The 25,698-nt window shown below is 56.4% G+C and carries 23 protein-coding genes; 11 read left to right on the top strand and 12 right to left on the bottom strand.

Annotation, left to right across the window (positions count from 1 at the left end):
- Positions 1–76: 76 nt before the first annotated feature.
- Positions 77–961, bottom strand: coding sequence for a U32 family peptidase (locus C7433_RS08150; protein WP_110267947.1), 885 nt, complete (start codon positions 959–961; stop codon positions 77–79).
- Between the two features lie 9 nt (positions 962–970).
- Entirely contained in the window at positions 971–1,966 is a 996-nt protein-coding gene (locus C7433_RS08145) for a peptidase U32 family protein (protein ID WP_110267946.1), read from the bottom strand.
- A 206-nt stretch (positions 1,967–2,172) separates the two neighbouring features.
- On the opposite strand from C7433_RS08145, the gene C7433_RS08140 reads away from it, so the two are divergent.
- Both C7433_RS08140 and C7433_RS08135 read left to right on the top strand, forming a co-directional pair.
- Complete coding sequence (locus tag C7433_RS08140; RefSeq protein ID WP_006121773.1) at positions 2,173–2,697, top strand: SCP2 domain-containing protein; 525 nt, start codon at positions 2,173–2,175, stop codon at positions 2,695–2,697.
- On the top strand, positions 2,691–3,197 hold the full coding sequence (locus C7433_RS08135) for a GNAT family N-acetyltransferase (protein WP_058702611.1): 507 nt from the start codon (positions 2,691–2,693) through the stop codon (positions 3,195–3,197). Before C7433_RS08140 ends, C7433_RS08135 begins: the two co-directional genes overlap by 7 nt.
- Here C7433_RS08135 and C7433_RS08130 read toward each other — a convergent pair.
- Positions 3,181–3,468: a GIY-YIG nuclease family protein gene (locus C7433_RS08130; protein ID WP_006121775.1), complete on the bottom strand. Its 288-nt coding sequence runs from the start codon at positions 3,466–3,468 to the stop codon at positions 3,181–3,183. The genes C7433_RS08135 and C7433_RS08130 overlap by 17 nt on opposite strands.
- Positions 3,469–3,550: 82 nt before the next feature.
- Between C7433_RS08130 and C7433_RS08125 the strand changes: the two genes are divergently transcribed.
- Positions 3,551–3,979: a YhbP family protein gene (locus tag C7433_RS08125; RefSeq protein WP_110267945.1), complete on the top strand. Its 429-nt coding sequence runs from the start codon at positions 3,551–3,553 to the stop codon at positions 3,977–3,979.
- A gap of 37 nt (positions 3,980–4,016) precedes the next feature.
- Here C7433_RS08125 and C7433_RS08120 read toward each other — a convergent pair whose 3' ends face one another.
- On the bottom strand, positions 4,017–4,538 hold the full coding sequence (locus C7433_RS08120; protein WP_006121777.1) for a type 1 glutamine amidotransferase domain-containing protein: 522 nt from the start codon (positions 4,536–4,538) through the stop codon (positions 4,017–4,019).
- 145 nt (positions 4,539–4,683) lie between these two features.
- On the opposite strand from C7433_RS08120, the gene C7433_RS08115 reads away from it, so the two are divergent.
- Positions 4,684–5,316, top strand: a complete 633-nt coding sequence (locus C7433_RS08115) for an NAD-dependent epimerase/dehydratase family protein (RefSeq protein ID WP_110267944.1) — start codon at positions 4,684–4,686, stop codon at positions 5,314–5,316.
- Here C7433_RS08115 and nrdG read toward each other — a convergent pair.
- Together nrdG and nrdD are read right to left on the bottom strand one after the other, a co-directional pair.
- Positions 5,308–5,775: an anaerobic ribonucleoside-triphosphate reductase-activating protein gene (nrdG, locus tag C7433_RS08110; RefSeq protein ID WP_033739209.1), complete on the bottom strand. Its 468-nt coding sequence runs from the start codon at positions 5,773–5,775 to the stop codon at positions 5,308–5,310. The genes C7433_RS08115 and nrdG overlap by 9 nt on opposite strands.
- Positions 5,772–7,910 (bottom strand): anaerobic ribonucleoside-triphosphate reductase, encoded by a 2,139-nt coding sequence (nrdD, locus tag C7433_RS08105; RefSeq protein ID WP_110267943.1) that lies wholly within the window; start codon positions 7,908–7,910, stop codon positions 5,772–5,774. Before nrdD ends, nrdG begins: the two co-directional genes overlap by 4 nt.
- Positions 7,911–8,157: 247 nt before the next feature.
- Here nrdD and C7433_RS08100 point away from each other — a divergent pair, with 247 nt between their 5' ends.
- Complete coding sequence (locus C7433_RS08100) at positions 8,158–10,533, top strand: beta-N-acetylhexosaminidase (protein ID WP_110267942.1); 2,376 nt, start codon at positions 8,158–8,160, stop codon at positions 10,531–10,533.
- Here C7433_RS08100 and C7433_RS08095 read toward each other — a convergent pair.
- Entirely contained in the window at positions 10,526–10,720 is a 195-nt protein-coding gene (locus tag C7433_RS08095; RefSeq protein ID WP_146212555.1) for a hypothetical protein, read from the bottom strand. The two genes, C7433_RS08100 and C7433_RS08095, sit on opposite strands and share 8 nt — an antisense overlap.
- A 21-nt stretch (positions 10,721–10,741) precedes the next feature.
- On the bottom strand, positions 10,742–11,752 hold the full coding sequence (galR, locus tag C7433_RS08090; protein WP_033739212.1) for an HTH-type transcriptional regulator GalR: 1,011 nt from the start codon (positions 11,750–11,752) through the stop codon (positions 10,742–10,744).
- 187 nt (positions 11,753–11,939) lie between these two features.
- On the opposite strand from galR, the gene C7433_RS08085 reads away from it, so the two are divergent.
- From C7433_RS08085 to C7433_RS08065, 5 genes are all read left to right on the top strand, one after another.
- Entirely contained in the window at positions 11,940–14,213 is a 2,274-nt protein-coding gene (locus tag C7433_RS08085; protein ID WP_039339105.1) for a molybdopterin guanine dinucleotide-containing S/N-oxide reductase, read from the top strand.
- Between the two features lie 274 nt (positions 14,214–14,487).
- Positions 14,488–16,227 (top strand): penicillin-binding transpeptidase domain-containing protein, encoded by a 1,740-nt coding sequence (locus tag C7433_RS08080; RefSeq protein WP_039338881.1) that lies wholly within the window; start codon positions 14,488–14,490, stop codon positions 16,225–16,227.
- Between the two features lie 334 nt (positions 16,228–16,561).
- A complete protein-coding gene (aas, locus tag C7433_RS08075) occupies positions 16,562–18,712 on the top strand; it encodes a bifunctional acyl-ACP--phospholipid O-acyltransferase/long-chain-fatty-acid--ACP ligase (RefSeq protein ID WP_110267940.1) in 2,151 nt (716 codons plus the stop codon).
- Positions 18,709–19,902 carry a lysophospholipid transporter LplT gene (gene lplT, locus C7433_RS08070; RefSeq protein ID WP_110267939.1) on the top strand — a complete coding sequence of 398 codons (1,194 nt, stop codon included), beginning with the start codon at positions 18,709–18,711 and terminating at the stop codon, positions 19,900–19,902. Before aas ends, lplT begins: the two co-directional genes overlap by 4 nt.
- Positions 19,903–20,209: 307 nt before the next feature.
- On the top strand, positions 20,210–21,859 hold the full coding sequence (locus C7433_RS08065; RefSeq protein ID WP_110267938.1) for a methyl-accepting chemotaxis protein: 1,650 nt from the start codon (positions 20,210–20,212) through the stop codon (positions 21,857–21,859).
- Between the two features lie 98 nt (positions 21,860–21,957).
- Here C7433_RS08065 and ridA read toward each other — a convergent pair whose 3' ends face one another.
- From ridA to argF, 4 genes are all read right to left on the bottom strand, one after another.
- On the bottom strand, positions 21,958–22,344 hold the full coding sequence (ridA, locus tag C7433_RS08060) for a 2-iminobutanoate/2-iminopropanoate deaminase (protein ID WP_006121790.1): 387 nt from the start codon (positions 22,342–22,344) through the stop codon (positions 21,958–21,960).
- Between the two features lie 82 nt (positions 22,345–22,426).
- Positions 22,427–22,891, bottom strand: a complete 465-nt coding sequence (gene pyrI, locus C7433_RS08055) for an aspartate carbamoyltransferase regulatory subunit (protein ID WP_006121791.1) — start codon at positions 22,889–22,891, stop codon at positions 22,427–22,429.
- A gap of 10 nt (positions 22,892–22,901) precedes the next feature.
- Positions 22,902–23,837, bottom strand: a complete 936-nt coding sequence (pyrB, locus tag C7433_RS08050) for an aspartate carbamoyltransferase (RefSeq protein ID WP_006121792.1) — start codon at positions 23,835–23,837, stop codon at positions 22,902–22,904.
- Positions 23,838–24,079: 242 nt separating this feature from the next.
- The gene (gene argF, locus C7433_RS08045; RefSeq protein ID WP_006121794.1) at positions 24,080–25,087 is read right to left on the bottom strand and encodes an ornithine carbamoyltransferase; all 1,008 of its coding nucleotides are present in this window, start codon (positions 25,085–25,087) and stop codon (positions 24,080–24,082) included.
- A gap of 163 nt (positions 25,088–25,250) precedes the next feature.
- Between argF and rraB the strand changes: the two genes are divergently transcribed.
- A complete protein-coding gene (rraB, locus tag C7433_RS08040) occupies positions 25,251–25,673 on the top strand; it encodes a ribonuclease E inhibitor RraB (RefSeq protein ID WP_006121795.1) in 423 nt (140 codons plus the stop codon).
- The last annotated feature ends 25 nt before the right edge of the window (positions 25,674–25,698 follow it).

Raw genomic sequence — 25,698 nt, 5'->3', positions numbered from 1 at the left:
TGCACTATTAAGTATTGCGCAACATTCGCTATATTAAAACGCTTTACGCCCACTCTCTGTTGCCTGTATGTGCGTTTCAGTCGGTGGTCTGTAAAACCATCCCCGGCAGTTTACGCCAGTAGCCATTGCAGTCCCGGTTTTTCTCGATCGCTAACGGGGCCTGGCCCGCTTCGTTGTCGCGAAAACGGTCAACAAGGCTTAAGGTTTCCACGCTTTGTGGTGAAAGTCGCACAATATCGACACAGTTGTGCATGCTTACCAGATCGTTGCCCAGGTTGTAACAGTAGCCACTCAGCGTCTGAATACCGTTCAGAACGAAAACCTGTTGTTGCTCCTGCGAAAGCACCCTGCGTCCGTTCGGATAATGACGGCAGCAGGTTTCGCAGTCATCTTTAGCACGATTCTCCGAGCGGGCCGTAAAGCATCGCGCTGACAGGGCTAGCGGTAAATGCCCATAGCCCAGCACCTCCACTTCAAACTGTTCGCGAATACCGCGCGTTTCGCACTGCGCCAGCAGAGTTAACAACCAGTCTCGTGGCATTTCAACGGGCAGGCACCAGCGCGTCATACCTTCTTTCACCAGCAGATGTAAGGTGTCAGCGTTATAAACGTTCAGGGTAGGACCGGCGACAAAGGGCAGCTTGCGCTCCGCCGCCATGTTGACCGTCCCCATGTCGTTGGCCTCGATAAGAAACTCGCCATTTTCGACATAACGCTGTAACTCTTTCAGTTCGGATGGGGATTGCAGCAGCGCCAGCGTGCTCACCACAACCTGCTTGCCGCTGGCAGCCAGCTCACGCGCTAAATCCATCCAGGCGGCAAACGAGGTTGCGCGGCGCTTGCTGCATACGGTTTCGCCCAGGTAAATGATGTCGGCACTGCTTTGGGCGGCGAGGTGGTAAAAGCGTTGCAGTGTGTCGCCAGGCCAGTACCACAGCACCGGGCCAAGGGAATATTTCATGCTGCCTCCTTATTGCCAGTCACGATGGTAAGCACCTAACGTGGTTTGCGTTCCTTCAGACAGCGCCCCTAATGTCTGCATCCATTTCTCGCTGACATCAAAGCTATCCGGCGCGGCCTGACAGCGATTGATCGCCTGACGCCAGACGCGCGCCACCTCAGAAATATAGGCGGGGCTGCGCTGACGGCCTTCAATCTTCACAGAGGCAATGCCCGCCTGCAGCAGCTCAGGCAGCAGTTCCAGGGTATTCAGGCTGGTGGGCTCTTCCAGCACGTGGTAGCGCTGTTCGTCAATCTCGTAACGCCCTTTACACAAGGTGGGATAACCCGCGCTTTCATCCGCACCGTAACGGTCAACCAATACGTCATTCAGGCGCACCTCCATCCCGGCAGGCGTTTGCTGCCAGCGCACAAACTTCGCCGGCGAGCAGGCGCCTTTGCTGTTTGGCGATTCCCCTGTGAGCCAGGAGGACAGATAGCAGCGACCTTCGGCCATAATACACAGGCTGCCAAAGGCAAATACTTCCAGCGGGACTGGCGTACTGCGCGCCAGTTGTTTTACCTGATGGAGGGATAAAACACGGGGCAGCACTACGCGATGCAAAGTGAAATGACGGTGATAAAAACGGATGGCTTCCAGATTGGTGGCCGAGGCCTGAACGGACAAATGTCGCGCTATGTGTGGATAGCGTTCGCGGGCATAGGCCAGCGTGGCGATATCGGCCAGTATCAGCGCATCCGCTCCACAGTCCACCGCCACATCAATGGCCCGCTGCCAGCGATGCACGCTATCAGGGTGTGCAAAGGTATTAATGGCAACGTGCAGTTTGCGACGATGCTGATGTAAGTAACAGGCTGCTTCACGTAATTTCTTATCCGTAAAGTTTAGCCCGGCAAAATGACGCGCATTGGTATCGTCTTTTAGCCCGACATAGACCGCATCGGCCCCATTCTCAACGGCGGCGCGCAGGGCTGGCAGGCTCCCGGCCGGACACAGCAACTCCATACACAATCCTCTCGACATACAGATGGAGCCCGAGTCTAGTCATGCCGCGTTGCGCAAATCTTGATTTGGGGCAGTGAAAGCCATTTTGATGCGTGAGGCTGGCGTATTTTTAATCGGTCAGCTGTTGGTTTTATTGATCTCACCGACAGCGATAACCGGTGTCTGTGGCAATATAGCTAAAATTTTTTTTAACAGGAGTGACGAGCGTGCTTCAGCGGTTTTCAGCCAGTTTAGTGAAAAATGGCCCTAAAATTATTGGTTTACCGGCGAAGATTGCCCCGTTTACCTTGAAGAAGCCCCTCTTGCAGCAACTCTTAAACTGGCAATTTCGTCATGTTTTGGCTGAAGGTGAGTTAGACTTCCTTCAGGGACGCTTTTTAGGCATTGAGATCCTTGATATGCATCTCACCTGGATGACCACGCTAGAGGATGGCCGACTGAAGGTGTTGCAGCATGCCGAAGCAGATGTCTGGTTCCGGGGCAATGCCAATGATTTGTTGCTGGTAGCCGCGCGTAAAGCGGATCCTGATATGCTTTTCTTTCAGCGTCGATTGCTGATTGAAGGGGATACTGAACTGGGACTGGAGGTTAAGAACGTAATGGATGCAATAGAACTCGACACCATGCCCGTAGGGTTACGTACCGCCATTCAGCACATGGCTGCGATTGTGGAAACAACGATGCAACAGGACGCGAACGCCGCACAGGCACGCGCAGGTGTTTCATGTTAATACGAACGGAAATTGGCGTTGACGCCGCCGGAATCGATGCACTGCTCCGACGTTGTTTCCCTACATCGGCCGAGGCGGAACTGACACAGGCACTGCGCGAAGATGGCCTGTTAACGCTTGGCGTCGTGGCAACCGATGATGAAGGACAAGTGCTGGGTTATGCTGCCTTTAGTCCGGTCACGATGCAGGGCGAGGATCGCGGCTGGGTCGGCCTTGCGCCGCTGGCCGTTGATGAACCTTTACGGGGACAGGGCATTGCGAAACGCCTCATTTACGAAGGTCTGGATACGCTCAATGAGTTTGGTTACAGCGCGGTAGTCGTACTTGGCGAGCCAGCGCTGTTTCATCCGCTGGGATTTGAACCTGCGGCGCGCCGGGGATTGCACTGTCGCTGGCCGGACAGTGAAGCCGCTTTCCAGGTTTACCGTCTGGCCGATAATGCCTTCGACGACGCGGAAGGGCGCATTGAGTATTCAGCCCCCTTTAACGCACTGCGCTAAGCCAGGTTTCGAGACTCTGCGGTTGCTCGGCAACCAGTTGCAGTTTGCGTTGCCGGGGAAGTTGCTTGACCTGATATTCCAGCCTGGATGCCTGCGCGCGGTCACCTGCCGCGCAGGCATAAACCAGCGCCAGTGGGCCTTTTCCGCGCAGGGCCCGGGCTCCACGACCACACTCATGTTGCGCAAGGCGGCGCGTGACGTCGGTCGTGATGCCGGTATATAACAGACCGGCGGCCGTTTTTATCAGGTAAAGTTGCCAGTGCTGACTCATAATCTGTCCCAGAAATGCCTGCCCGGCAGTGTAACGCGCTTCCCTATCGTGCGCTATCCGTTGCCCTTATCCGGAGTTGATTGTGTCTGATCTTTCCCATCTTATTCGCTACCTGAAGAAGCAACATGTCCTGTCACTGTGCTGCAGTGCCGGAAATGAACTGTGGTGTGCAAACTGTTACTACGTGTTTGATGAGGCACGTATGGCATTCTGGTTGATGACGGAACCGGATACACGTCATGGCCTTCTGGCCAGCAAAAATCCTCACGTGGCCGGAACGATCAATGGTCAGCCGAAAACGGTCTTACTGATAAAAGGGGTGCAGTATCGTGGTCACATCAGGCAACTGCGTGAGGAGGTGGCGGTTGAAGCTCGCCATGCCTATCAGCGCCGTTTCCCGATGTCACGCAGCGTGTCTGCACCGCTGTGGGAAATCACGCTCGATGAGCTGAAAATGACCGATAACGCGCTGGGATTTGGCAAAAAGATTGCCTGGCTGCGGGAAGAGTAGTGCGCCCTGATCCCTGACGGAAAAGGGCGCCAACGCGTTACAGCGCTTCCAGAATGCGCAGGGACTCACGGTTAAAAGCAGGCAGGTCAGCCGGGGTGCGGCTGGTTACCAGCTTGTCACTGTCCACCACCACTTCTTCATCGCGGAAATCAGCCCCGGCATTAATCAGGTCGACCGCAATGGCTTTTACGCTGGTCATTTTTCGGCCGCGGACGCCATTGGCACTGATCAGCAACTGTGGTCCGTGGCAGATCGCAAACACCGGTTTGCCGCTTGCCACGAAGTCTTTGGTGAAAGCGACGAAGCGGTCGTCGCCGCGCAGGGCGTCAGGTGAATGGCCGCCAGGCAGCAGCAGCGCGTCAAACTCAGCCGCACTGACATCGTCGATACTGCGGTCAATCTTCACTTCCGCATCACCCTGTTTGCCTTTAACGGTTTTACCCGCCTGCTCCTCAATGGTCACCACCTCGTAGCCAGCACGTTTATACACTTCCGCTGGCGAGGTAAACTCAGAGTCTTCAAATTCATCGGTGATCAATACCGCAATTTTGGTGCTCATCTTTACCCTCCTGTAGGCATGTTAGGCGCTTAATGCGCTATCCTGATACGCATTAAGCCTGGCTGCCGACATCAGGAAAGCAAGCCAGACGGCGCACATTGACCAGATTTTGCACGGCTGGTGATGAAACAGGGACAATTCTGAGATGAATCGCGTATTAGTGACCGGCGCAACCGGATTAGTCGGGTCATATCTGCTGCGTTTACTGGTTGATGATCCTCGCATCGATGAGATTATCGCCCCGACGCGCCGCGCGTTGCCTGTTATGAACAAGGTGATCAATCCGGTTGAGGACGATCTGACCGATGTGCTTCAACCCCTGGATGGGCCACTGACCACAGTATTTTGCTGTCTGGGCACCACGCGCAAACAGGCAGGCAGTAAAGCGGCCTTTATTCATGTGGATTACACGCTGGTGGTGGACACCGCCTTGAATGGCTTACGACTGGGTGCCACGCAGATGCTGGTGGTGAGTGCGCACGGCGCGCATCGCCATTCGCCCTTTTTATACAGCCGCGTAAAAGGTGAGATGGAGAATACGCTGCGCCACCAGAACTGGGCACGCCTGGTTTTCGTCCGGCCATCTTTATTGCTCGGTGAAAGAAAAGAGAAACGCCGCGGAGAAAGCCTGATGGCACCGTTGTTTTCCTGGTTGCCCGGCAACTGGCGTGCAGTGTCAGCACAGGATGTGGCCCGCTGTCTGCATCAGCAGGCCTTCATGGATAAAGCCGGCGTAACCCTCATTGAATCCGGGGCGATTCCCCGCTCTTCAGCGTAAATACCAGATGTGCTGATTACGACTGCCGCGCCATAAGAGGGTGGCGTCTTTTTCGGCCTCTTCAAAGCGCCCGTCGATCAGAACGTCAATCCAGGGCAGCACTTCACGCTGCGCGGACGTCAGTGACGCCATTTCATAGCCGGTCCATAGCCAGATATCTTTGCCCGGGCAGGTCTGTTTGACGCGTTTCACCAGACGACGAATATGCGGCACATTCTGTGGATGCAGGGGATCGCCGCCGCTTAACGATAAGCCCTGTCGTGGGATGCGCGTGTCGTTCAGATCGGCCAGCAGTTGTTCTTCCATCGCCAGGGTAAACGGCACCCCGGAATCCAGCCGCCAGGTACGTTGATTGTAACAGCCGCGGCACTGGTGCTCGCAGCCAGAGACAAACAGGGTACAGCGGGTGCCGGGGCCGTTCACGATATCGACATCGTAGTAACGATGGATGCGCATCATTCCAGCTGGCCGCTAGTAAGATGTTTCACCCGACGCTGCACTTCCTGTTGTTTTCCCGCATTAAACGGGCGCGCGTCCGGACTGCCCAGATAGCCACAAACCCGCCGTGTGACCGAAACCCGTGCAGGATCGTGATTGCCGCAGTTCGGGCAGGTAAATCCGCGGCTGGTACAGGTGAATTCACCGTTGAAGCCACAGTCGTAACATTCGTCAATTGGCGTGTTGGTGCCGTAGTAAGGCACGCGGTCGTAGCTGTAATCCCAGACGTCTTCCAGCGCCTTAAGGTTGTGCTGCACATTGGGATATTCGCCGTAACAGATAAAACCGCCATTGGAGAGTGGCGGATAGGGGGCTTCAAAATCGATTTTTTCGTAAGGATTCACCTTCTTCTCAACGTCCAGATGGAAGCTGTTGGTGTAATAACCTTTGTCGGTCACGCCTTTTATCACACCAAATTCAGCCGCATCCAGACGGCAGAAACGGTCACATAAGTTTTCGCTGGGGGTACTGTAGAGGCTAAAGCCATAGCCCGTTTCCGCTTTCCAGGCGTCGGTCGCCGCGCGCAGACGTGCCACGATGGCCACGCCTTTGGCGCGCAGGGTTGCATCATCAAAAGGATGGACTGAGGCGCCGCTCAGTGCATTCAGTGTTTCGTGCAAGCCGATGAAACCGAGAGACAAGGAGGCGCGGCCATTGCGGAAAATCGACCCCACCTCATCGTCTGCCTGCAAACGCACGCCGCAGGCACCTTCCATATAAAGAATGGGCGCAACCCGGGCTTTGGTTTTTTCCAGCCGGGCAACACGCGTCATCAATGCCCGTTTCGCCAGCATCAGCCTGTCATCCAGTAACGCCCAGAAACGCGCCTCATCACCCCGTGCTTCCAGCGCGATACGTGGCAGATTCAGACTGATGACGCCGATATTGTTGCGCCCTTCATGAATCTGCTCGCCATTTTCTTCGTAAACGCCCAGAAAACTGCGACAGCCCATCGGCGTTTTAAAGGAGCCGGTAACCTTAACGACCTGATCATAATTGAGAATATCGGGATACATTCGTTTGCTGGCACAGGCCAGCGCCAGTTGCTTAATGTCATAGTTCACATCGCCGGGACGACGGTTAACGCCTTCCCGAATCGCAAACACCAGCTTCGGGAAGACGGCCGTTTTGCGATTTTTACCCAGTCCTGCCAGACGGTTACGCAAGATGGATGTCTGCACCATACGGGCGGCCCAGCTTGTCCCCAACCCGAACCCAAACGTGACAAACGGTGTCTGGCCATTTGCCGTATGCAGCGTGTTCACCTCATATTCCAGCGACTGAAAGGCGTCATAACACTCTTTTTCGGTACGCTGGCGGGCATAGGCTTCCGCCTGCGGGATATCCCAGTGCTGCGCTACCTCTTTATGCCGGGCAAAACTTTTTTCAACATAGGGTGCCAGCACCTCGTCAATTCGATTCAGCGTGGTTCCGCCATAGATATGGCTGGCAACCTGGGCAATGATTTGCGCGGTCACCGCAGTGGCGGTAGCAATCGACCTGGGCGGCTCGATCTCCGCGTTACCCATTTTAAAACCGTTGGTCAGCATGCCTTTCAAATCGATCAGCATGCAGTTAAACATGGGGAAGAAAGGCGAGTAATCGAGATCGTGATAATGGATCTCGCCGCGCTCATGCGCCTGAACCACATCACGAGGCAGGATTTGCTGCTGGGCGTAATGTTTCGCCACAATCCCGGCCAGCAAATCGCGCTGGGTCGGGATCACTTTGCTGTCTTTATTGGCATTTTCATGAAGCAGGGCGGCATTGGTCTGATCGACCAGGCCACGGATGGCATGATGCAGCTGGCTGCGGCGTTCGCGCTCGACGTCACGATCGTGACGATAGGCAATATAAGCCCGTGCCAGTTGTGGATAAGGTCCGGCCATCAGCGTCTCTTCCACCGCACACTGAATATCCTGAATGTCGACGTCCTGACGATCAACCAGTTGTGCGCTAACCTGTCCGGCCACCGCGTCGCACCATGCGGCATCGTCGACGTTCGCTGCCCGCGCAGCCGCCATAACGGCCGCTGCGATACGTTGTGCATCAAAGCTTACGCGGCATCCGTCGCGCTTTATCACCACCGTTGCCATGCTCTCTCCGTTAACTACATATAGGTGTTGTTTCGGATTTTAGGCTCAACATGTAGTGACTGCAGCGAATTAATTCGTCTCGTTTTGACCTGAAACAAAGAAGCCGTAAACACGCGCAGAAAATCAGCACGACAAAAAAATCGCCCCGGGGTCGCCTTTTCGGACGGACTGATTTGATCAGCCACGCAAAATGACATTACTCTGGTGACCGACCTTTTTTGCCATCGACTTGCAGGGTACCGTGCCAATGTCGCTACGCCGAAATGTGCTTATCTGTTGTTGTGCTTTGTCCTTTTCTGCCGTAGCGGACACGTTGCCGTTAATGCCATGGCCACAGCAGGTAGAGCAACCTGCCAACGCAGGCTGGCTGACGTTGACGCCACAGCTCACCTTGCGCATCGAGGGGGACAGGTTACCCGGTGCCGAAACGCGCTGGTTGTCACGCATTGCCCGACAAACCGGCTGGCCTTTACTGCCCATCGATCAGGCCGTGACCCCGCCTACGATTCGCGTTCAGATTGCCAGAGCCACCGATCCCATTCCGCAGCCAGACAGCGATGAAAGCTACCAGCTTAACGTCAACAGTGATGGCGTTCTGCTACGGGCTACTACCCGTTTTGGCGCGATGCGCGGCATGGAAACACTGCTGCAACTGATTGAAAACACGCCCGAAGGCACCCGCATTCCCTGGGTGACGATCCAGGATAAACCGCGCTTTGCGTGGCGCGGCATCCTGATCGACAGTGCCCGTCATTTCATGCCGATCAGAACGATTAAGCGGCAGATTGATGGCATTGCGGCGGCACGGATGAACGTGCTGCACTGGCATCTGACGGACGATCAGGGCTGGCGTTTCGCCTCCAGCCGCTATCCTCAGCTACAACAAAACGCCAGCGACGGCCTTTTCTATACCCAGGAAGAGATGCGCGACGTGGTGCAGTATGCGGCGGAACGTGGCGTGCGCGTAGTGCCGGAACTCGATTTTCCCGGACATGCCTCTGCGCTGGCAGTGGCGATGCCGGAACTGATCAGCGCCCCCGGTCCTTATCGGATGGAGCGCGGCTGGGGCGTCTTTAAGCCGCTGCTGGATCCCAGTAATGAGCAGGTTTACCAGGTCATTGATGCGCTAATCGGGGAGGTCGCCGCCATTTTTCCCGATCCGTATGTGCATATTGGCGGCGATGAGGTCGATCCCAGCCAGTGGCAGGCATCATCCCGCATTCAGCAATTTATGCACGATCGTGGTCTTGCCGACAGTCACGCGCTTCAGGCGTACTTTAATCAGCGCCTTGAAAAAATTCTCGAAAAACATCAACGACACATGGTGGGCTGGGATGAGATCGCCCATCCGGATCTGCCCCACAGCATCCTGATCCAGTCCTGGCAGGGCCAGGATGCGCTGGGTACCGTCGCCAAAAATGGCTATCGCGGCATTCTCTCCACCGGTTTCTATCTGGATCAGCCGCAACCGGCCAGCTATCACTATCGCAATGAAATCTATCCCCAGGGGCTTGAGGGCAAAGATGTCATTCAGCCGGGTGACCAGGCGCAGAGCTGGTCGTTCTCTATGCCGCGGTTAAAAGGCAGTCCGGTGACGGGCAGCTTTACGCTGATTAAAGGTCGTGACGGCTGGCGCGGGTTTATTGATTTCGCGGGTAAGTCGCGCCGTCTGGTGAAAGGGATTGCGTGGCTGGCACCCGATCGTCTGACGTTCGAGGTCGATACGTGGATGGGACCGTTCCAGCCCGTGGTGACGCTGACCGGTAACCAGCTCAGCGGGTATATGCGGGTGGGGAACGTACGCTATGCCACCGAAGGCCGACGCCTTGATGCCGTGCCAGCCGGTATTCAGCCGGTGCTGCCCGATGCGCGGCAGAAGCAGCAAAACCTGCTGGGCGGCGAGGCCGCGCTGTGGGCTGAAAACGTCAACAGCACGATCATTGATACCAAACTCTGGCCGCGCGCTTTTGTGGTGGCCGAACGGTTATGGTCAGCGCAGAACGTGACCGATCCAGACAGCATGTATCAACGGCTGGCGGCGATGGATCGCTGGACAACGATCTCCGTCGGCCTGCAACAGCACGATCAGACGGAACGACAGATGATGCGGCTGGCCAACAGTACCCATATCGAGCCGCTGCGCGTGCTGGCCCAGGCGCTGGAACCGGCACAGTACTATACGCGTCAGCATCTCAAGTTTCAGGCCGGGCATTACAACTACTTTGAACCGCTGAATCGCCTGGCGGACGTCTTACCGGCTGAAAGTGATACCGTCCGGGCGCTGGAGAAGCAGGTTGCCCTGCTGATTGAAGACCGGACCGATCCTGCCGCCGCGACGGCGATTCGTGCACAGTTACAACGCTGGCACGAAAATTATTCGCAGGTTCAGCCGCTACTGAATGCCACCCAGCCGCTCCATGCGCTGGCGGGCAGCGCCAGGCAGGTTGATGCACTAAGCGTGATGGGCATGGCGATGGTGGATGCCTATGTACGTAACCAGGCCTTTGGGGCGGGCGAGGTGGCGCAGATGCAGGCGAAGCTGGATGCCGCGGCACAGGTGCAGGATGAGACGGTCATTGCACTCGTACGGCCGCTTGAACGCCTCCTTCATGCTTTCAAATAAGCTGGCGTCCTGCGCGCAGCAGGCGCATTGTCTGCGGTTCGCCATCACGGTCACTGACAACAGTAAGTTCCCGGGGATGGCTCATCTTGCCGCCTTCCTGCAGCGCGAATGCCCGGCTTATTTCGCAGAACAGACAGAGAGAGAAAAGATGCAAAAAATGGTGGGTATCATCCTGCACCATCAACATATGCCGCGCCAAAGCAGGAACTCAGGATGAGGGGGCCGGGCCGCTGACCGAGTGGCGGCGGACTAACGTCGGGCTGAACATATTGGTCACTTCAGGAACGGGCTGGTGGTGAGCCAGCGCCAGCGCCAGTTCGGCGGCTTGCTGCGCCATAGTGACGATGGGATAACGCACCGTCGTCAGGCGCGGGCGAACGTAGCGGGAAACCAGCACGTCATCAAAACCGATCAGGGACATCGCTTCGGGAACCTGTACGCCATTATCGCTTAAGACCGCCAGTGCCCCGGCGGCCATGGAGTCGTTATAGCAGGCTACGGCAGTAAAGTTTCTGCCGCGTCCCAGTAATTCCGTCATCGCCTGCTCGCCGCCGACTTCATCCGGTTCGCCCCAGGCGACCAGCCTGTCATTGCAGGGCAGGCCGTGCTCTTCCAGGGCATCGTAATAGCCCTGCAGGCGGTCTTCCGCATCCGAAATGGTGTGAGTGGAACAGATAAACGCGATATTTTGATGGCCCAGTTGAATCAGATGGCGCGTGGCCAGCCAGGCACCGTAGCGGTCATCAAGCGCAATACAGCGTTGTTCAAACCCCTTTAGCAGGCGATTTACTAATACCATGCCGGGCATCTGCTTCATCAACACTTCCAGCTCGCTGTCGGGGATTTTCTTGGCGTGAACCACCAGCGCCGCGCAGCGATGACGCATCAGTTGTTCGATAGCCTGGCGCTCTTTTTGCTCATTATGGTAACCGTTACCAATCAGCAAAAAGTTGCCTGTCTGGCCTGCCACTTCATCTACCGCTTTCACCATCGCGCCAAAGAACGGGTCGGATACATCGCCCACCACCAGCCCCAGGGTTTCGGTTGACTGCTGTGCCAGCGCCCGTGCATTGGCGTTTGGATGGTACTGGAGCGATTCCATGGCCTGATTCACCGCCTGGCGCGAACTGTCACTGGCCTTAGGCGAATTGTTGATCACGCGGGAAACCGTGGCGACAGAAACACCCGCCAGCCGGGCAACATCCTTAATGGTAGCCATGGGTTTACCTGATTTTGGGGAAACGTTTACACATCGCTCCAGTGTTACGGAAAAGCGCACGTACATCAAGCCAACAGAATGCCAGTGCGGTCGCAAACAGGGCAAAATCAGACGATGGGTGATGCCTTCTGCTACGGTCACAGCCCATGGTATGCTGCTTATCCCAACACCTGCCGAAGCGATGACCATGAAAATAAAAGTGCCACATCTGGCGCACTGGGGCGCCTTTACCGCGGTAAGCGAAAACGACCGTCTCATCGGTTGCGAACCTTTTTTTGCCGACGCCGATCCGTCGCCCATGCTCAACACCATTCCTGAACTGGTCTACTCGGATAAACGCATCCGCCAGCCTATGGTGCGGCGTTCGTGGTTAACCTCCCGCGAGAACAGCGATCGCACCTTGCGTGGACGCGAAGATTTTGTCGCCGTTGACTGGGATACGGCGCTGGATCTGGTGGCTGAGGAAAATCGCCGCATTCGTGAACGCTACGGTGCCTCCGGCATTTTTAATGGCTCTTACGGCTGGTCATCGGCAGGGCGCGTCAACCATGCGCGCACGCTGGTACGGCGTTTCTATTTTCAGGGCGGCGGCGGGGTCGATCAGCAAGGCAACTACAGCTGGGGCGCAGCGCAGTTTTTCCTCCCTTATGTTATGGGCACCTACATGCCGCTCACCGGGCGCGTCACCGACTGGCCGCAGGTGGTGGAACACGCCGAGATTTTTGTCGCCTTTGGCGGACTGGCGCTAAAAAATGCCCAGGTGGCTTCCGGCGGCGCAGGTCAGCACAGCCTGAAACCGGCGCTGGAACAGCTGGCCGCGAAAGGCACGCCCGTCATCAACATCAGCCCCATGCGCGACGACTGCCCTGAATTTGTTCGCGCCGACTGGATCCCGATCCGGCCGAATACCGATGTGGCGCTGATGCTGGCGCTCGGTTATGAAATTTATCAGCGCGGTGCGACCGACGAGGATTTCCTTGCCCGTCACTGCACCGGCTGGCCGCAGCTGCGTGCTTATCTGCTGGGCGAAAGCGATGGCATCGCCAAAACGGCGGGTTGGGCGAGCCGGATCACCGCGGTCCCGGCGGAGCGCATTGTGCAACTGGCGCAGCAGCTGATCGGCAAACGCAGTTTTATCACCTGCTCCTACTCTGTCCAGCGTGCTCATCGCGGCGAACAGCCCTACTGGATGATGATCGCGCTGTCCTCCATGCTCGGACAGCCAGGCCTGCCGGGCGCGGGCTTCTCATTTGGTCACGGCTCCATGAACAGCGTGGGCAATCCGCGCCAGGAAGGGCCCGCGCCGATGATGAGTACCGGACCCAATCCGTCGGGCCTCTCTATTCCCGTGGCGCGCATCAGTGACATGTTGCTTAACCCCGGCCAGCCCTATAGCTTCCAGGGCGAAACCCTGCACTACCCGGACATTCACATGGTGCACTGGGCGGGCGGCAACCCGTTCCACCATCATCAGCAGTTGAACCGGCTGGTGGAAGGCTGGCAAAAGCCGGATACCGTCGTGGTGCAGGATATCGTCTGGACACCGGCCGCACAGATGGCCGATATCGTACTGCCGGCAACCACCACGCTGGAGCGCAATGATATCGGGGGCTCGTCGCGCGATCGCTTTGTGCTGGCGATGCATCAGGCGATTAAACCCCAGCATCAGGCACGTAACGACTTTGATATCTTTGCGGATCTGGCCGAGCGACTGGGCTATCGGGATACCTTCACGGAAGGGCGCAACGAGATGCAGTGGATCGCGCATCTTTACCAACAATGCGCCGTCGCCCATGGTCGTCGCGGCATTGCTTTCCCCGAATTTGAGGCGTTCTGGCAGCGCGGCTTCGTTGAAATCCCCGAAGGCGGTAAACCCTACGTCTTTATGGCGGACTTCCGCGCCGATCCCCTCGCGCATCCGATCCAGACCGCCAGCGGCAAAATTGAGCTGTTCTGCCAGACCATTGCGGATTATCAGCTGGAGGATATGGCCGGTCACCCGGAATGGCGTGAGCCGCGGGAATGGCTGGGAGCGCCGGCAAGTCAGGACTATCCACTGCATATGATCTCCATTCAGCCCTCGGATCGCTTGCACAGTCAGCTGGATGCCACCGCCACCGTGCAGGGCAATAAAACCGCCGGCCACGAAACGCTGTACATGCATCCTGAGGATGCGAACGCGCGCGGCATTGTCGATGGTGACGAGATTGAAGTCAGCAATGCGCGCGGCAGGATTCTGGCTGGGGTGCGTTTAACCGACGGCCTGAAGCAGGGCGTGGTGATCATCTCTACCGGTGCCTGGTTTGATCCCGGCTTTGGCAACGCCTGGCAGCCGTTTGATCGGGCGGGCAATCCCAATGTCTTAACGCTGGATATCGGCACCTCGTCACTGACCCAGGGGCCGAACGCCATGAGTTGCCTCGTGGACATCAAAAAACATGTCGTTTGCACAAATACGTAAGGATCACACGGCTGGTTACATTTTGCAGGTAACTGTTGCGTTTCTGTCGTGGCAGAACGGGATCGCCGCTTGCTACAGTCAGGATCCCAGAGGTATTGATGGGTGAACATCAACTGATTTTTTTGATTACACCAACCTGCGTAGATACGCAGGTTTTTTTTGCCCCGAGGAAAACGATCAATAACGAACTGATACACAGTTTTCCTGTGTTTTCACCCGCGCTTTGATTATAACTGCTGGATTGACCTCTTTTTTTTAAGCGCAGCGGATTGCTATGCCCCGGATAAAAAAATTACTGGGTAAAGACCAGATAAAAGCCCCGTTTAACCCGTTTCGTTTTCGCCTGATTTGTCTGGGCGTATTGGCCTGCATGGTCGTTTTACTGGCGCGCGTGGCCGATTTGCAGTTCCTGAATCAGCCGATGCTGGAGCATGAGGCGGATCAGCGCTCTCTGCGTACCGTGACGCTGCCCACCAGCCGGGGCACCTTACTGGATCGCAATGGTGAGGCACTGGCACTCAGTGTGCCCTCGCGTGACGTGATCGCCGATCCGCAGCGCGTACTGGAAAGTAACCCCGACTTTACCAGCGCCAAATGGGCCTATCTGGCGGCGGCGCTGGGTATGCGGCCCGAAGAGGTCGCGTCACAGATCACCGCCAATCCTAAACGTCGTTTTCTCTATCTGGGACGTAAAGTGGAGCTGGGGATCGCCAAAGACATCAAAGATCTCAAGCTGAAGGGCATCAGTGAGGTCTATGACGACAGCCGCTTCTATCCGATGAGTGAAGCCTCGGCACCGCTTATCGGCATCGTCGGTGCTGACAATACCGGACTGAATGGCCTGGAAAAAGGCTTCGATAAAGTGCTGCAGGGTCAGCCGGGCAAAGAAGTGTATCGCCAGGATGCGGCCGGCAATATCATTTCGATGATTAGCTATCAGCCGCCGACGCAGCCGCCGACGGTACAGCTCAGCATTGATAAATTCAGCCAGTACACACTGTACAGCAAACTGCGTGACGGCGTGTTGCTCAACAAGGCCGACTCCGGTGCGGCGGTGCTGGTCAAAATTGATACCGGCGAGATTCTGGCGATGGCCTCTTATCCGTCGTTCAACCCCAACAACTATCAGGGTGCCACACCGGCACAGATGCGCAATACCGCCATCAACGACAGTTATGAACCGGGTTCGACAGTGAAACCGCTGGTAGTGATGGAAGGGCTGGAGCGCCACCTGGTGCGACCGGATTCTGTACTGGATACCACGCCTTATCGCGTGAACGGCCACCTGATCCGTGACGTCGGGCACTGGCCGCGTCTGACGATGACCGGCATCCTGCAAAAATCGAGCGATATCGGCGTCTCGCATATTGCCCTGGCAATGCCTGCGGAAGCCCTGGTGAACACCTACTATGCCTTTGGCCTCGGTAAACCCACCGGACTGGGCTTAACCGGCGAAAGCGTCGGCTACTTCCCGCTGCACCGCACGCGCTGGGCCGATATCGAACGCGCGACCTTCTCCTTCGGCTATGGTTTACGCGTGACGCCGCTACAGATTGCCCGGGAATATGCCACGCTGGGTTCCTATGGGGTTTATCGTCCGCTGTCGATCACCAAGGTCACGCCACCCGTGCTGGGCAAGCAGGTGGCCAATCCTGAAACGGTGAAAGAAGTGGTGCATATGCTGGAAAGTGACGTCTTACCGGGCGGGACCGGGGTGAAGGCGGCGGTACCCGGCTATCGTCTGGCTACCAAAACCGGGACAGCGGAGAAAATGGGCAGCAGCGGTAAATATGACGGCGGCTATGTGAACTACACCGCTGGCATTGCTCCCGCCAGCCATCCTGAAGTGGCGCTGGTCGTCATGATTAACCACCCGACCGCTGGCGATCACTTTGGTGGCTCCGTGGCCGCGCCGGTATTCGGCAACATCATGGGGCCGGTGCTGAAGCACATGAATATCGCCCCCGATGCTATCTACAGTAAGCCTGTGGATAACGGTTCAGATAAATCCTAATCAAATCAAACTGTAAGCGAGGTGTGGATGTTTTTACACCTCGTTTCATTTCGGCGAATTCATTTTCTTTTTTCACCTGTCTCTGACCGACTAAAGGGTGAGAGGATAGAAATCCCAGAGGTATTGATGGGTGTGAAAACGGGCACTGCTCCGGCAAGGCCAGTCGTTATTACACCGACCCACGCAGATGCGTGGGTTTTTTTTGCCTGAAATCTGGCCTGGTCTTGTCATGATCTGCATCAGCTTTCTCCCGCGCATCCGCCAATAATCAGTTGTCGATTACCGCTAAATCCTGCATCGTGAGTGGCTGTTTTCACCATGCTAAGGAGCCGGCATGTTATTCACTTTTTTCCGTCTGCTTTTTCGCCTGCTGTGGCGGGTTGAACTGCGGGGCGATACCGCTGAGCTGCGCAAGCAGAAAGTGTTGATTACGCCCAATCACACCTCATTCCTGGATGGCGCGCTACTGGCGCTGTTTCTGCCCGTTAAGCCAGTATTTGCAATCTACTCGTCTATTAGCGAACACTGGTTTTTACGCCTGATAAAACCCTATGCGGATTTCGTGCCGCTCGATCCTATGAAGCCGATGGCGCTGAAGCAGCTGGTGCGGCTCATCGACAGCGGCCGCCCGGTGGTTATTTTCCCCGAAGGCCGCATTACCGTGACCGGATCGCTGATGAAGATTTACAGCGGCGCGGGCTTTGTCGCAGCAAAATCTGGCGCGACCGTGGTGCCGATGCGCATTGAAGGGGCAGAATTTACGCCGTTCGGTCGCCTGGCGGGCGTTTTCAAGCGTCGCCTGTTTCCCCGTATTACCCTGAGCATTTTACCCGGCACACACATTCCGATGCCCGAGGCGAAGCGCGCCCGCGACCGTCGCGTGCTGGCCGGTGAGCACCTGCACCATATTATGATGGAAGCACGCATGGCGGTGCGACCCAGGGAAACCCTGTATGAGGCTTTCCTGAGTGCCCGTCAGCGCTATGGCGCGTTTAAGCGATGCATCGAAGACGTGAATTTCAAACCCGACAGCTATACCGGCCTGCTGAAAAAAGCGCTGGGCGTTGGACGCATTCTGGAACGGTACAGCCAGCCTGGCGATTACGTCGGGTTGCTGCTGCCCAACGCCACGGTCACGGCGGCGGCGATCCTGGGCGCATCATTACGTGGGCGCGTGCCCGCCATGCTGAACTACTCTGCGGGCGTAACGGGCCTGCGTGCGGCGCTGACTGCGTCACAGGTAAAGACCGTGTTCACGTCGCGGCAGTTCCTGGATAAAGGCAACCTGTGGCATCTGCCGCAGGCGCTGACCGAGGTGCGGTGGATCTATCTGGAAGATCTGAAAGATACCGTCACGTTGCAGGATAAGCTCTGGATACTGGCGCATTTGCTGGCGCCGCGTCAGGCGCAGGTGACGCAACAGCCGGAAGATGCCGCGATGGTGCTGTTTACCTCTGGCTCCGAAGGGCATCCGAAAGGCGTGGTGCATTCTCATAAAAGCCTGCTGGCGAACGTTGAGCAGATTCGCACGGTGGCCGACTTTACGCCACGCGATCGCTTTATGTCAGCGTTGCCGCTGTTCCATGCCTTCGGCTTGACTGTGGGGCTGTTTACGCCGCTGATGACCGGGGCGCAGGTCTTTCTGTATCCCAGTCCGCTGCACTACCGCGTGGTGCCTGAGTTGGTGTACGACCGCAACTGTACCGTGCTGTTTGGCACTTCAACCTTCCTGGGGAATTACGCCCGTTTTGCGCAACCTTATGACTTTGCCCGTCTGCGCTATGTGGTCGCGGGGGCAGAAAAACTGCAGGAGAACACGCGCCAGCTTTACATGGAAAAATACGGCATCCGGATTCTGGAAGGCTATGGCGTCACCGAATGCGCGCCTGTTGTCGCCATCAACGTGCCCATGGCCGCCAAAGCGCACACGGTAGGTCGTATTCTGCCGGGAATGGATTCGCGCCTGATGTCCGTGCCGGGCATTGAACAGGGCGGGCGGCTGCAACTGCGTGGTCCAAATATCATGAAAGGCTACCTGCGGGTGGAGAATCCCGGCGTACTGGAAACCCCGGCTGCGGACAACGGGGAAGGGCAGATGGAAGCGGGCTGGTACGATACCGGCGATATCGTCAGCTTTGATGACGGCGGTTTCTGCCAGATCCAGGGCCGGGCGAAGCGCTTTGCCAAAATTGCCGGGGAAATGGTCTCGCTGGAAGTGGTCGAGCAGATCGCCCTGAGCGCGTCGCCGGAGAAACAGCACGCGGCCTCGCTGCGGCCCGACGGTAATCGGGGTGAAGCATTAGTGCTGTTTACTACCGACAGCGCCTTAGCGCGTGAGGATTTGCAAAAGGCGGCCCGGTCGCTGGGTGCCGCGGATCTGGCCGTACCGCGCGATATCCGCGTGGTCAAACAGCTGCCGCTGCTGGGCAGTGGCAAACCTGACTATGTCACCCTTAAGAAAATGGCGGAAGAGGACCAGGCATGATCCCAGAACGTGATGCGCCGTTACTGTCGCGCGGCATGATAGCGGTAATCGTGGCGCAGTTTTTCTCCGCGTTCGGCGATAACGCCCTGCTGTTTGCCACGCTGGCGTTGCTGAAAAACCAGTTCTATCCCGACTGGAGCCAGCCGGTACTGCAGATGCTGTTTGTTGCCACTTATATTCTGCTTGCGCCCTTTGTCGGCCAGATGGCAGACAGCATTGCCAAAGGCCGGGCCATGATGTTTGCCAACAGCCTGAAGTTGCTCGGTGCGATGGTGATCTGCTTCGGTTTTAATCCTTTCCTGGGTTACACCCTGGTGGGAATCGGGGCTGCCGCGTACTCCCCGGCGAAGTACGGCATTCTGGTTGAAATTGCGCATGGCGAAAAGCTGGTTAAAGCCAACGGGCTGATGGAAGCCTCCACCATTGCAGCTATTCTGCTGGGCTCGGTGGCGGGCGGCATCCTGTCGGACTGGAATCTGGTTGCCGCACTGGCCGCCTGTGCTCTGACCTATGCGGTGGCGGTGGTGGCGAACCTGTTTATTCCCAGACTGCGCGCCGCGCGTCCGGGGCAGAGCTGGAATGTGGCGGCCATGCTGGGCCGTTTTCTCCGCGCGACGCGCCTGCTGTGGAACAATGCCGAAACCCGATTTTCTCTGCTCGGTACCAGTCTGTTTTGGGGCGCAGGTGTAACGCTGCGTTTTCTGCTGGTGCTGTGGGTACCCGTGGCGCTGGGCATCAGCGATAACAAAACGCCGACCATGCTGAATGCTATGGTCGCGGTAGGGATTGTGGTGGGCGCGGCACTGGCGGCAAAGCTGGTGACGCTGGAAACCGTGCGCCGCTGTATGCCCGCGGGCGTTCTGATCGGCGTGATGGTGGTGATTTTCGCCCTGCAACATACCCTGCTGAATGCTTACCTGCTGCTGATGATCATCGGCGTACTGGGCGGTTTCTTTGTTGTACCCCTCAACGCGCTGCTTCAGGAACGCGGTCAACAGAGCGTCGGCGCGGGCAATGCGATTGCAGTGCAGAACCTGATTGAAAACACCGCCATGCTCATCATGTTGGGGCTGTATACGCTGGCCATTCGCGCCGGTGCGCCCGCCGTGGCGACCGGCATTGGCTTTGGTGCATTGTTCGCGCTGGCGATTACCTTCCTGTGGCTGTGGCGTCCGTCCTCCCGAGCCTGATGCAACAACCGCGGGGCGCGCTGTCCCCGCGGTTCCGCTTTTCTCCTTTATGCTGGCCCCGAGGGTATTACGCCTTTTTTTGACGTATCACCAGAAATTTATTATTCAAAAAAATATAGTTTGTTTTGTTATTGTTTTTTTCCGGTTATTTATTTAATTTCGATAAGTTTTTGCAATGAATAATTAATTTAAACTTGAAATCGAATTCAGGTTTAAAAAAATTGAAATAAATTTTTATTTATTATTGCCGATTAATTTATGGCTTCCTTCGGGAATAGGCTCGGAGGAAAGAAAGGAGCTCGGTTTAATGAATATGACGCAAAGACTTTCTCTGGCTTTTTCGCTTTTAGCAGGTTCGTTGATTATTCTGGGGATCGTAACGCTTTCACTTCTCGCCGGTTTTCAGGCGAGATTTGAATATGTGCAGGTAAACACGATTGATTCGCTTAAGGTATTAAACCGGTTGGTGGATGAAAGTAATCGCCTCTCTGTGGCGTTATATCGTCATCAGACAGAGGATGAGAGCGGCAAGCTGGCCAGTCTCGAAGCGGTTATTCAAAAACGCATTGAGGACATTTCGACACTGACGAAATATTATTTCGATAACGATATTACCAACGACGACGATCGGGTGATGACAGAAAAGTCATTCCGGCTAATCGATGCCGTTAAACAAAATCTTCCGGCATTTCTCACGGCTTCCCGGGCACATCAGAATGAACGCAGCCTGGCATTGTTAAGTGATGATGAAGGCATTGGCGGTGCCATCACCCAGCTAAAAAACAGTTACCGCGATCAGTTTGAATTTAACAGCAAAATGGGTGAAGCGTTACGCCTGCAAAACCAACATATTTATCGGCTGACCAAATGGGGCATGGCCGCCGGTATTGCCCTGGCGATTACTGGCCTGGGGATGCTGACGATACTGACCATCATGCGCGTCCGCCGCAGCCTGAATGCCATGGGTGGGCTGATGGAACGCGCCAGCAATACGCTTGATCTTTCCCTGAAGGCCGATGACAGCCGCCGTGATGAAGTCGGTATCATGGCACGCTCTTATAATCGTCTGATGACAAGCATTTCGTCCGCTATGCATGCGGTCAGCAGTGCCTCACAGTCCGTCAGCAGTGCGTCGGCACAGATTGCGGCAGGGAATGAGGATTTGTCTGCCCGTACAGAAGAGCAGGCTGCCTCGCTGGAGCAAACGGCTGCCAGCATGACGCAAATCAGCGAAACCGTCAGACAGACCGCCGACAACACGCGTCAGGCGAGCAATCTGGCCGAAAATACGCGTAACCTCTCCGAAACCAGCTCTGCGGCACTCACTACCATGCTGGATACCATGACGTCGATCCGTGACAGCGCGGGCAAGGTGGGCGACATTATCACCCTGATTGAAGGCATTGCGTTTCAGACCAATATTCTGGCGTTGAACGCGGCGGTTGAAGCGGCGCGAGCCGGCGAACACGGGCGCGGCTTTGCGGTCGTGGCAGGGGAAGTGCGCAATTTGTCGCAGCGTTCCACCACCGCCGCCCGTGAAATCAAAACGCTGATTCAGTCGTCGAATGCATTGATTGAATCGGGAACGTCGCAGGCGGATAACGTGAATCAGAATATGGAGACGATGCGCGGTGCGGTCAGTCAGGTTACCGATCTGGTTAACGAAATCGCCGCTGCGGCCACAGAGCAGAGCCAGGGGATCGCGCAGGTGCATCAGGCGGTCAATCAGATGGACGATATGACCCAGCAGAATGCAGCCCTGGTGGAAGAAGCCTCGGCCGCATCGCTCTCACTACAGGAGCAGGCCGACGGCCTGGCTGCGCTGGTGCGCAGGTTTACGCTCGCGGGCCAGCAGGCGGCTGATGTGACGCCTCAGCGTCAACCCACAGCCGTTGTTGCGCCCAAACCCGTAATGGCTCTGGCGACAGGCGGACAGGATAACTGGCAAAGCTTTTAAGGTTGATCACACCGTGAACGGTCGGCGGTAAGCAGGGCAAATTCCTGGCTTGATGGCAGACCGAAAGCCGCGTGCGCACCCGGTGCGCACGCGTTTTATCAGCGACGCAGTGCAATTGCTTCGATTTCAATCTTCACATCTTTGGGCAGACGGGCGACTTCCACGCACGAGCGCGCCGGGAAGTTTGCCTTGTGCTCAGTAAAGAACGCTTCGTAGGTGGCGTTTACGGTCGCAAAGTCATTCAGATCTTTCACGAACACGGTGGTTTTAACGATATCGCCTACCGTCAGTCCCGCCGCTTCCACAATTGCCTTCACGTTTTCCAGCGACTGACGTGCCTGCGCAGACACATCATCGGCGACCTCACCGGTGGCCGGGTTCACGGGAATCTGGCCCGAGGTGATGATCATGTTGCCGAGATCAACGCCCTGTACGTAAGGGCCAATGGCCGCAGGGGCTTTTTCCGTACTGATTTCACGAGACATCATTTCTCCTTAAAGTAAGGCCGGGGCAGCAACGATGCCGCCCGCAACAGAACGCGTTCCATTATAGGCGCGCCCGGGACGATTAAAAGTGGCCCAGCACGACATGGCGGGCGAACTCTTTCTCACAGTATTTGCACTTCAGGTGCACCTCATCGGCGCGGTGCTTGACGGCGAAGCTGGAGAACACCGGCTCGCTGCGGCTGATGCAGTTGCTGTTCGGGCAGGTAAGCACCCGATCGATGTGATCCGGCAGCGCCGGGGCGATCTTGGCCACCACTTCATAGTCGTCGATGCGATTGACCGTCGCATGCGGCGCATAGAACGCCAGTTGATTGATCTGATCGTCGGTCAGGTAGGTGTTTTCGATCTTGATCAGGTCCTTACGGCCCATTTCACCTGACGGCAGGTTCAGACCAATAGTGATGCGCTGGTCAGTTTCGGTCAGGCGAAACAGCGACAGGAGCTTAAAGCCCACCTGCGCCGGGATATGATCGATAACCGTGCCGTTTTTGATGGCTTCGACCTGCAGTTTGTTATCGTGGCTCATTGTGCACTCCTTACAGGGCGATGTCGCTGTTCAGTACCAGCGCCAGCAGGGCCTGGCGCGCATAAATACCGTTACCTGCCTGCTGGAAATACCAGGCGTACGGCGTGGTGTCCACGTCAGGGGTAATTTCATCAATACGGGGCAGCGGATGCAGCACTTTCATGTTATCGCGGGCTCCGGCCAGATCGGCTGCCCGTAAAATAAACTGGGCTTTGACGTTGGCATATTCTGAGGGATCGAGCCGCTCTTTTTGCACGCGGGTCATATAGAGAATATCCAGCTCAGGCATCACCTCTTCAAAGCTGTCATGGCGCGACCAGGCAATATTCTGCTCGTCCAGCATATCGGTGATATAGGCAGGCATTGCCAGCGCATCCGGCGCGATAAAGAAGAAGCGGTTGCCGTCGAACTTGGCCAGCGCCTGGGTCAGCGAGTGAACGGTACGGCCATATTTCAGATCGCCCACCATGGCCACGTTCAGATTGCTGAGACGACCCTGGGTTTCGTGGAGAGTAAACAGGTCCAGCAGCGTTTGTGTTGGGTGCTGATTCGCGCCGTCGCCCGCGTTCAGAATGGGAATGCCGTTGGAGAACTCCGTGGCCAGTCGGGCTGCCCCTTCCTGCGGATGACGCATCACAATCGCGTCCACATAGGTACTGATGACGGAAATGGTATCCGCCAGGGTTTCCCCCTTCTTGCCCAGCGAGGTGTTACTGCCATCGGCAAAGCCGACGGCGGAGGCACCCAGGCGATGAATGGCGGTTTCAAACGACAGCCGGGTGCGGGTGGAGGCTTCAAAGAAGCAACTGGCGATCACGTTGTGTTTCAGCAGTTCCGGCTGAGGGTTGGCTTTGAGCCGGGCGGCGGTATGCAGCACCAGCTCCAGCTCGTCGCGGCTGAGATCGTTAATTGAAATGATGTGCTTGCGATATAGCGGGTTAGCCATAGCTCTCTCCTCTGCGCGGCCGGATTGCGGACAAAAAAAAGCCCCTTAGAAAGGGGCTTTTTTGAGATCGGTTCGATGACGGAAAGAAACAGCGGTGCCGCCTGCGGTCAGGCGAGATAGCGCGTCACATTGTCCACGATGCTGTTGCATGTTTCCTCCGGCAAATTGTGGCGCATTATACGCCATCGCGGGTTGGCATCAAGGAAAAATCGCGTAACAGGTAACGGTTTGCGTCTGTCTGATTAGCGCTGTCCCAGCGTGGCGACCATTACCGCTTTGATGGTGTGCATCCGGTTTTCAGCCTGGTCAAACACGATGCTGTGTGCCGACTCAAAGACCTCATTGCTGACTTCCATGCCGTCTTTAAGGCCATACTGTTCTGCCATCTGGCGGCCCAGCGTGGTCTGATCGTCATGGAAAGCCGGTAAGCAGTGCAGGAATTTCACCGCCGGGTTGCCGGTCAGCGCCAGCATCGCACGGTTCACCTGATAGTCGCGCAGCAGGGCAATCCGTTCTTCCCACACCGCTTTGGCTTCGCCCATGGAAACCCAGACGTCGGTATAGATAAAGTCGGCACCTTTTACGCCCTCGGCAATATCCGCCGTCAGGGTGATTTTACCGCCGGTCTTTTCGGCGACCTGACGGCATTCTGCGACCAGCCCGGCTTCCGGCCAGCAGCTTTGTGGCGCAACCATGCGTAGATCCAGCCCGACCAGCGCGGCGGCTTCCAGCATGCTGTTGCCCATGTTATTGCGGGCATCGCCAACGTATACCAGCGTCATCTTATTCAGCGGTGTAGCGGGCAGATGCTCCTGCATGGTCAGCAGGTCAGCCAGCAACTGGGTAGGGTGAAACTCGGTGGTCAGGCCGTTCCAGACCGGCACGCCCGCGTGCTCGGCCAGCGTTTCCACCAGTGCCTGACCGTAACCCCGATACTGAATGCCGTCGTACATGCGGCCCAGCACGCGCGCGGTGTCTTTCATCGACTCTTTATGGCCGATCTGGCTGCCGCTCGGGCCAAGATACGTGACGTTAGCTCCCTGATCGTAGGCGGCAACTTCGAAAGAGCATCGGGTACGGGTCGAGTCTTTTTCGAAGATGAGCGCGATGTTTTTGCCTTTCAGGTATTGGGTTTCGCTGGCGGTTTTTTTGGCGTGTTTTAATTCGGCAGACAGGGCAAGCAGGTAATCGATCTCGGCCGGGGTAAAATCCAGCAGCCTGAGAAAATGACGATGATACAACTGACTCATACAGCACTCCGGTACGGGTTTCGTAATGAATTAAAATTCAATTTAACCGTATGAATATGCATTTTCAACCCTGGCGAGAATAATCTTTTCTGTTTTGTGTAGTGGCGCGACAGGCAGTATGGGAAAATAATGACTTATTGCCGAACTCAGAGAGGATATCGCCATGGCATTTGAAGCATTGTTGGAAGAGCAGCGTGAAGAGACGCGGCTGATCATCGAAGAACTGTTAGAGGATGGCAGCGATCCCGATGCGCTCTATACCATTGAGCACCATCTCTCCTGTAACAACTTTGACTCGCTGGAAAAAGCGGCGGTGGACGCGTTTAAGCTGGGCTATGAAGTCACCGAGCCGGAAGAGCTGGAGCTGGAAGACGGCACCACCGTCATGTGCGTGGACATTCTCAGCGAAGGCGCGTTGAAAGCGGAGCTGATCGACGCGCAGGTAGAGCAGCTGGTGAATCTGGTGGCAAAATATAACGTCGACTACGATGGCTGGGGCACCTACTTTGAAGATCCGAATGCCCAGGATGACGATGAAGACGATGGCGATGTCATCGACGAAGACGATAACGGCATTCGCCATTAATCTGACGAGGGCGGAGTCTGCTCCG

The organism is Pantoea sp. PNA 03-3, from assembly GCF_003201175.1.
In the GTDB taxonomy this organism is placed as follows: Bacteria; Pseudomonadota; Gammaproteobacteria; order Enterobacterales; family Enterobacteriaceae; genus Pantoea; species Pantoea stewartii.
The sequence above is the reverse complement of the archived record's forward strand: the minus strand, read 5'-3'. Positions and strand labels throughout refer to the sequence as shown.

Coding starts and splice junctions, on each gene's coding strand:
- C7433_RS08115 (WP_110267944.1), top strand. CDS start 4,684: ATGAATCGCGTATTAGTGACCGGCGCAACCGGATTAGTCGGGTCATAT.
- C7433_RS08080 (WP_039338881.1), top strand. CDS start 14,488: ATGCCCCGGATAAAAAAATTACTGGGTAAAGACCAGATAAAAGCCCCG.
- C7433_RS08065 (WP_110267938.1), top strand. CDS start 20,210: ATGAATATGACGCAAAGACTTTCTCTGGCTTTTTCGCTTTTAGCAGGT.
- pyrB (WP_006121792.1), bottom strand. CDS start 23,837: ATGGCTAACCCGCTATATCGCAAGCACATCATTTCAATTAACGATCTC.
- argF (WP_006121794.1), bottom strand. CDS start 25,087: ATGAGTCAGTTGTATCATCGTCATTTTCTCAGGCTGCTGGATTTTACC.
- nrdD (WP_110267943.1), bottom strand. CDS start 7,910: ATGGCAACGGTGGTGATAAAGCGCGACGGATGCCGCGTAAGCTTTGAT.
- C7433_RS08120 (WP_006121777.1), bottom strand. CDS start 4,538: ATGAGCACCAAAATTGCGGTATTGATCACCGATGAATTTGAAGACTCT.
- C7433_RS08085 (WP_039339105.1), top strand. CDS start 11,940: ATGAAAATAAAAGTGCCACATCTGGCGCACTGGGGCGCCTTTACCGCG.
- ridA (WP_006121790.1), bottom strand. CDS start 22,344: ATGTCTCGTGAAATCAGTACGGAAAAAGCCCCTGCGGCCATTGGCCCT.
- C7433_RS08130 (WP_006121775.1), bottom strand. CDS start 3,468: ATGAGTCAGCACTGGCAACTTTACCTGATAAAAACGGCCGCCGGTCTG.
- C7433_RS08100 (WP_110267942.1), top strand. CDS start 8,158: ATGTCGCTACGCCGAAATGTGCTTATCTGTTGTTGTGCTTTGTCCTTT.
- C7433_RS08135 (WP_058702611.1), top strand. CDS start 2,691: ATGTTAATACGAACGGAAATTGGCGTTGACGCCGCCGGAATCGATGCA.
- lplT (WP_110267939.1), top strand. CDS start 18,709: ATGATCCCAGAACGTGATGCGCCGTTACTGTCGCGCGGCATGATAGCG.
- C7433_RS08150 (WP_110267947.1), bottom strand. CDS start 961: ATGAAATATTCCCTTGGCCCGGTGCTGTGGTACTGGCCTGGCGACACA.
- C7433_RS08095 (WP_146212555.1), bottom strand. CDS start 10,720: ATGTTGATGGTGCAGGATGATACCCACCATTTTTTGCATCTTTTCTCT.
- nrdG (WP_033739209.1), bottom strand. CDS start 5,775: ATGATGCGCATCCATCGTTACTACGATGTCGATATCGTGAACGGCCCC.
- pyrI (WP_006121791.1), bottom strand. CDS start 22,891: ATGAGCCACGATAACAAACTGCAGGTCGAAGCCATCAAAAACGGCACG.
- C7433_RS08145 (WP_110267946.1), bottom strand. CDS start 1,966: ATGGAGTTGCTGTGTCCGGCCGGGAGCCTGCCAGCCCTGCGCGCCGCC.
- aas (WP_110267940.1), top strand. CDS start 16,562: ATGTTATTCACTTTTTTCCGTCTGCTTTTTCGCCTGCTGTGGCGGGTT.
- rraB (WP_006121795.1), top strand. CDS start 25,251: ATGGCATTTGAAGCATTGTTGGAAGAGCAGCGTGAAGAGACGCGGCTG.
- galR (WP_033739212.1), bottom strand. CDS start 11,752: ATGGCTACCATTAAGGATGTTGCCCGGCTGGCGGGTGTTTCTGTCGCC.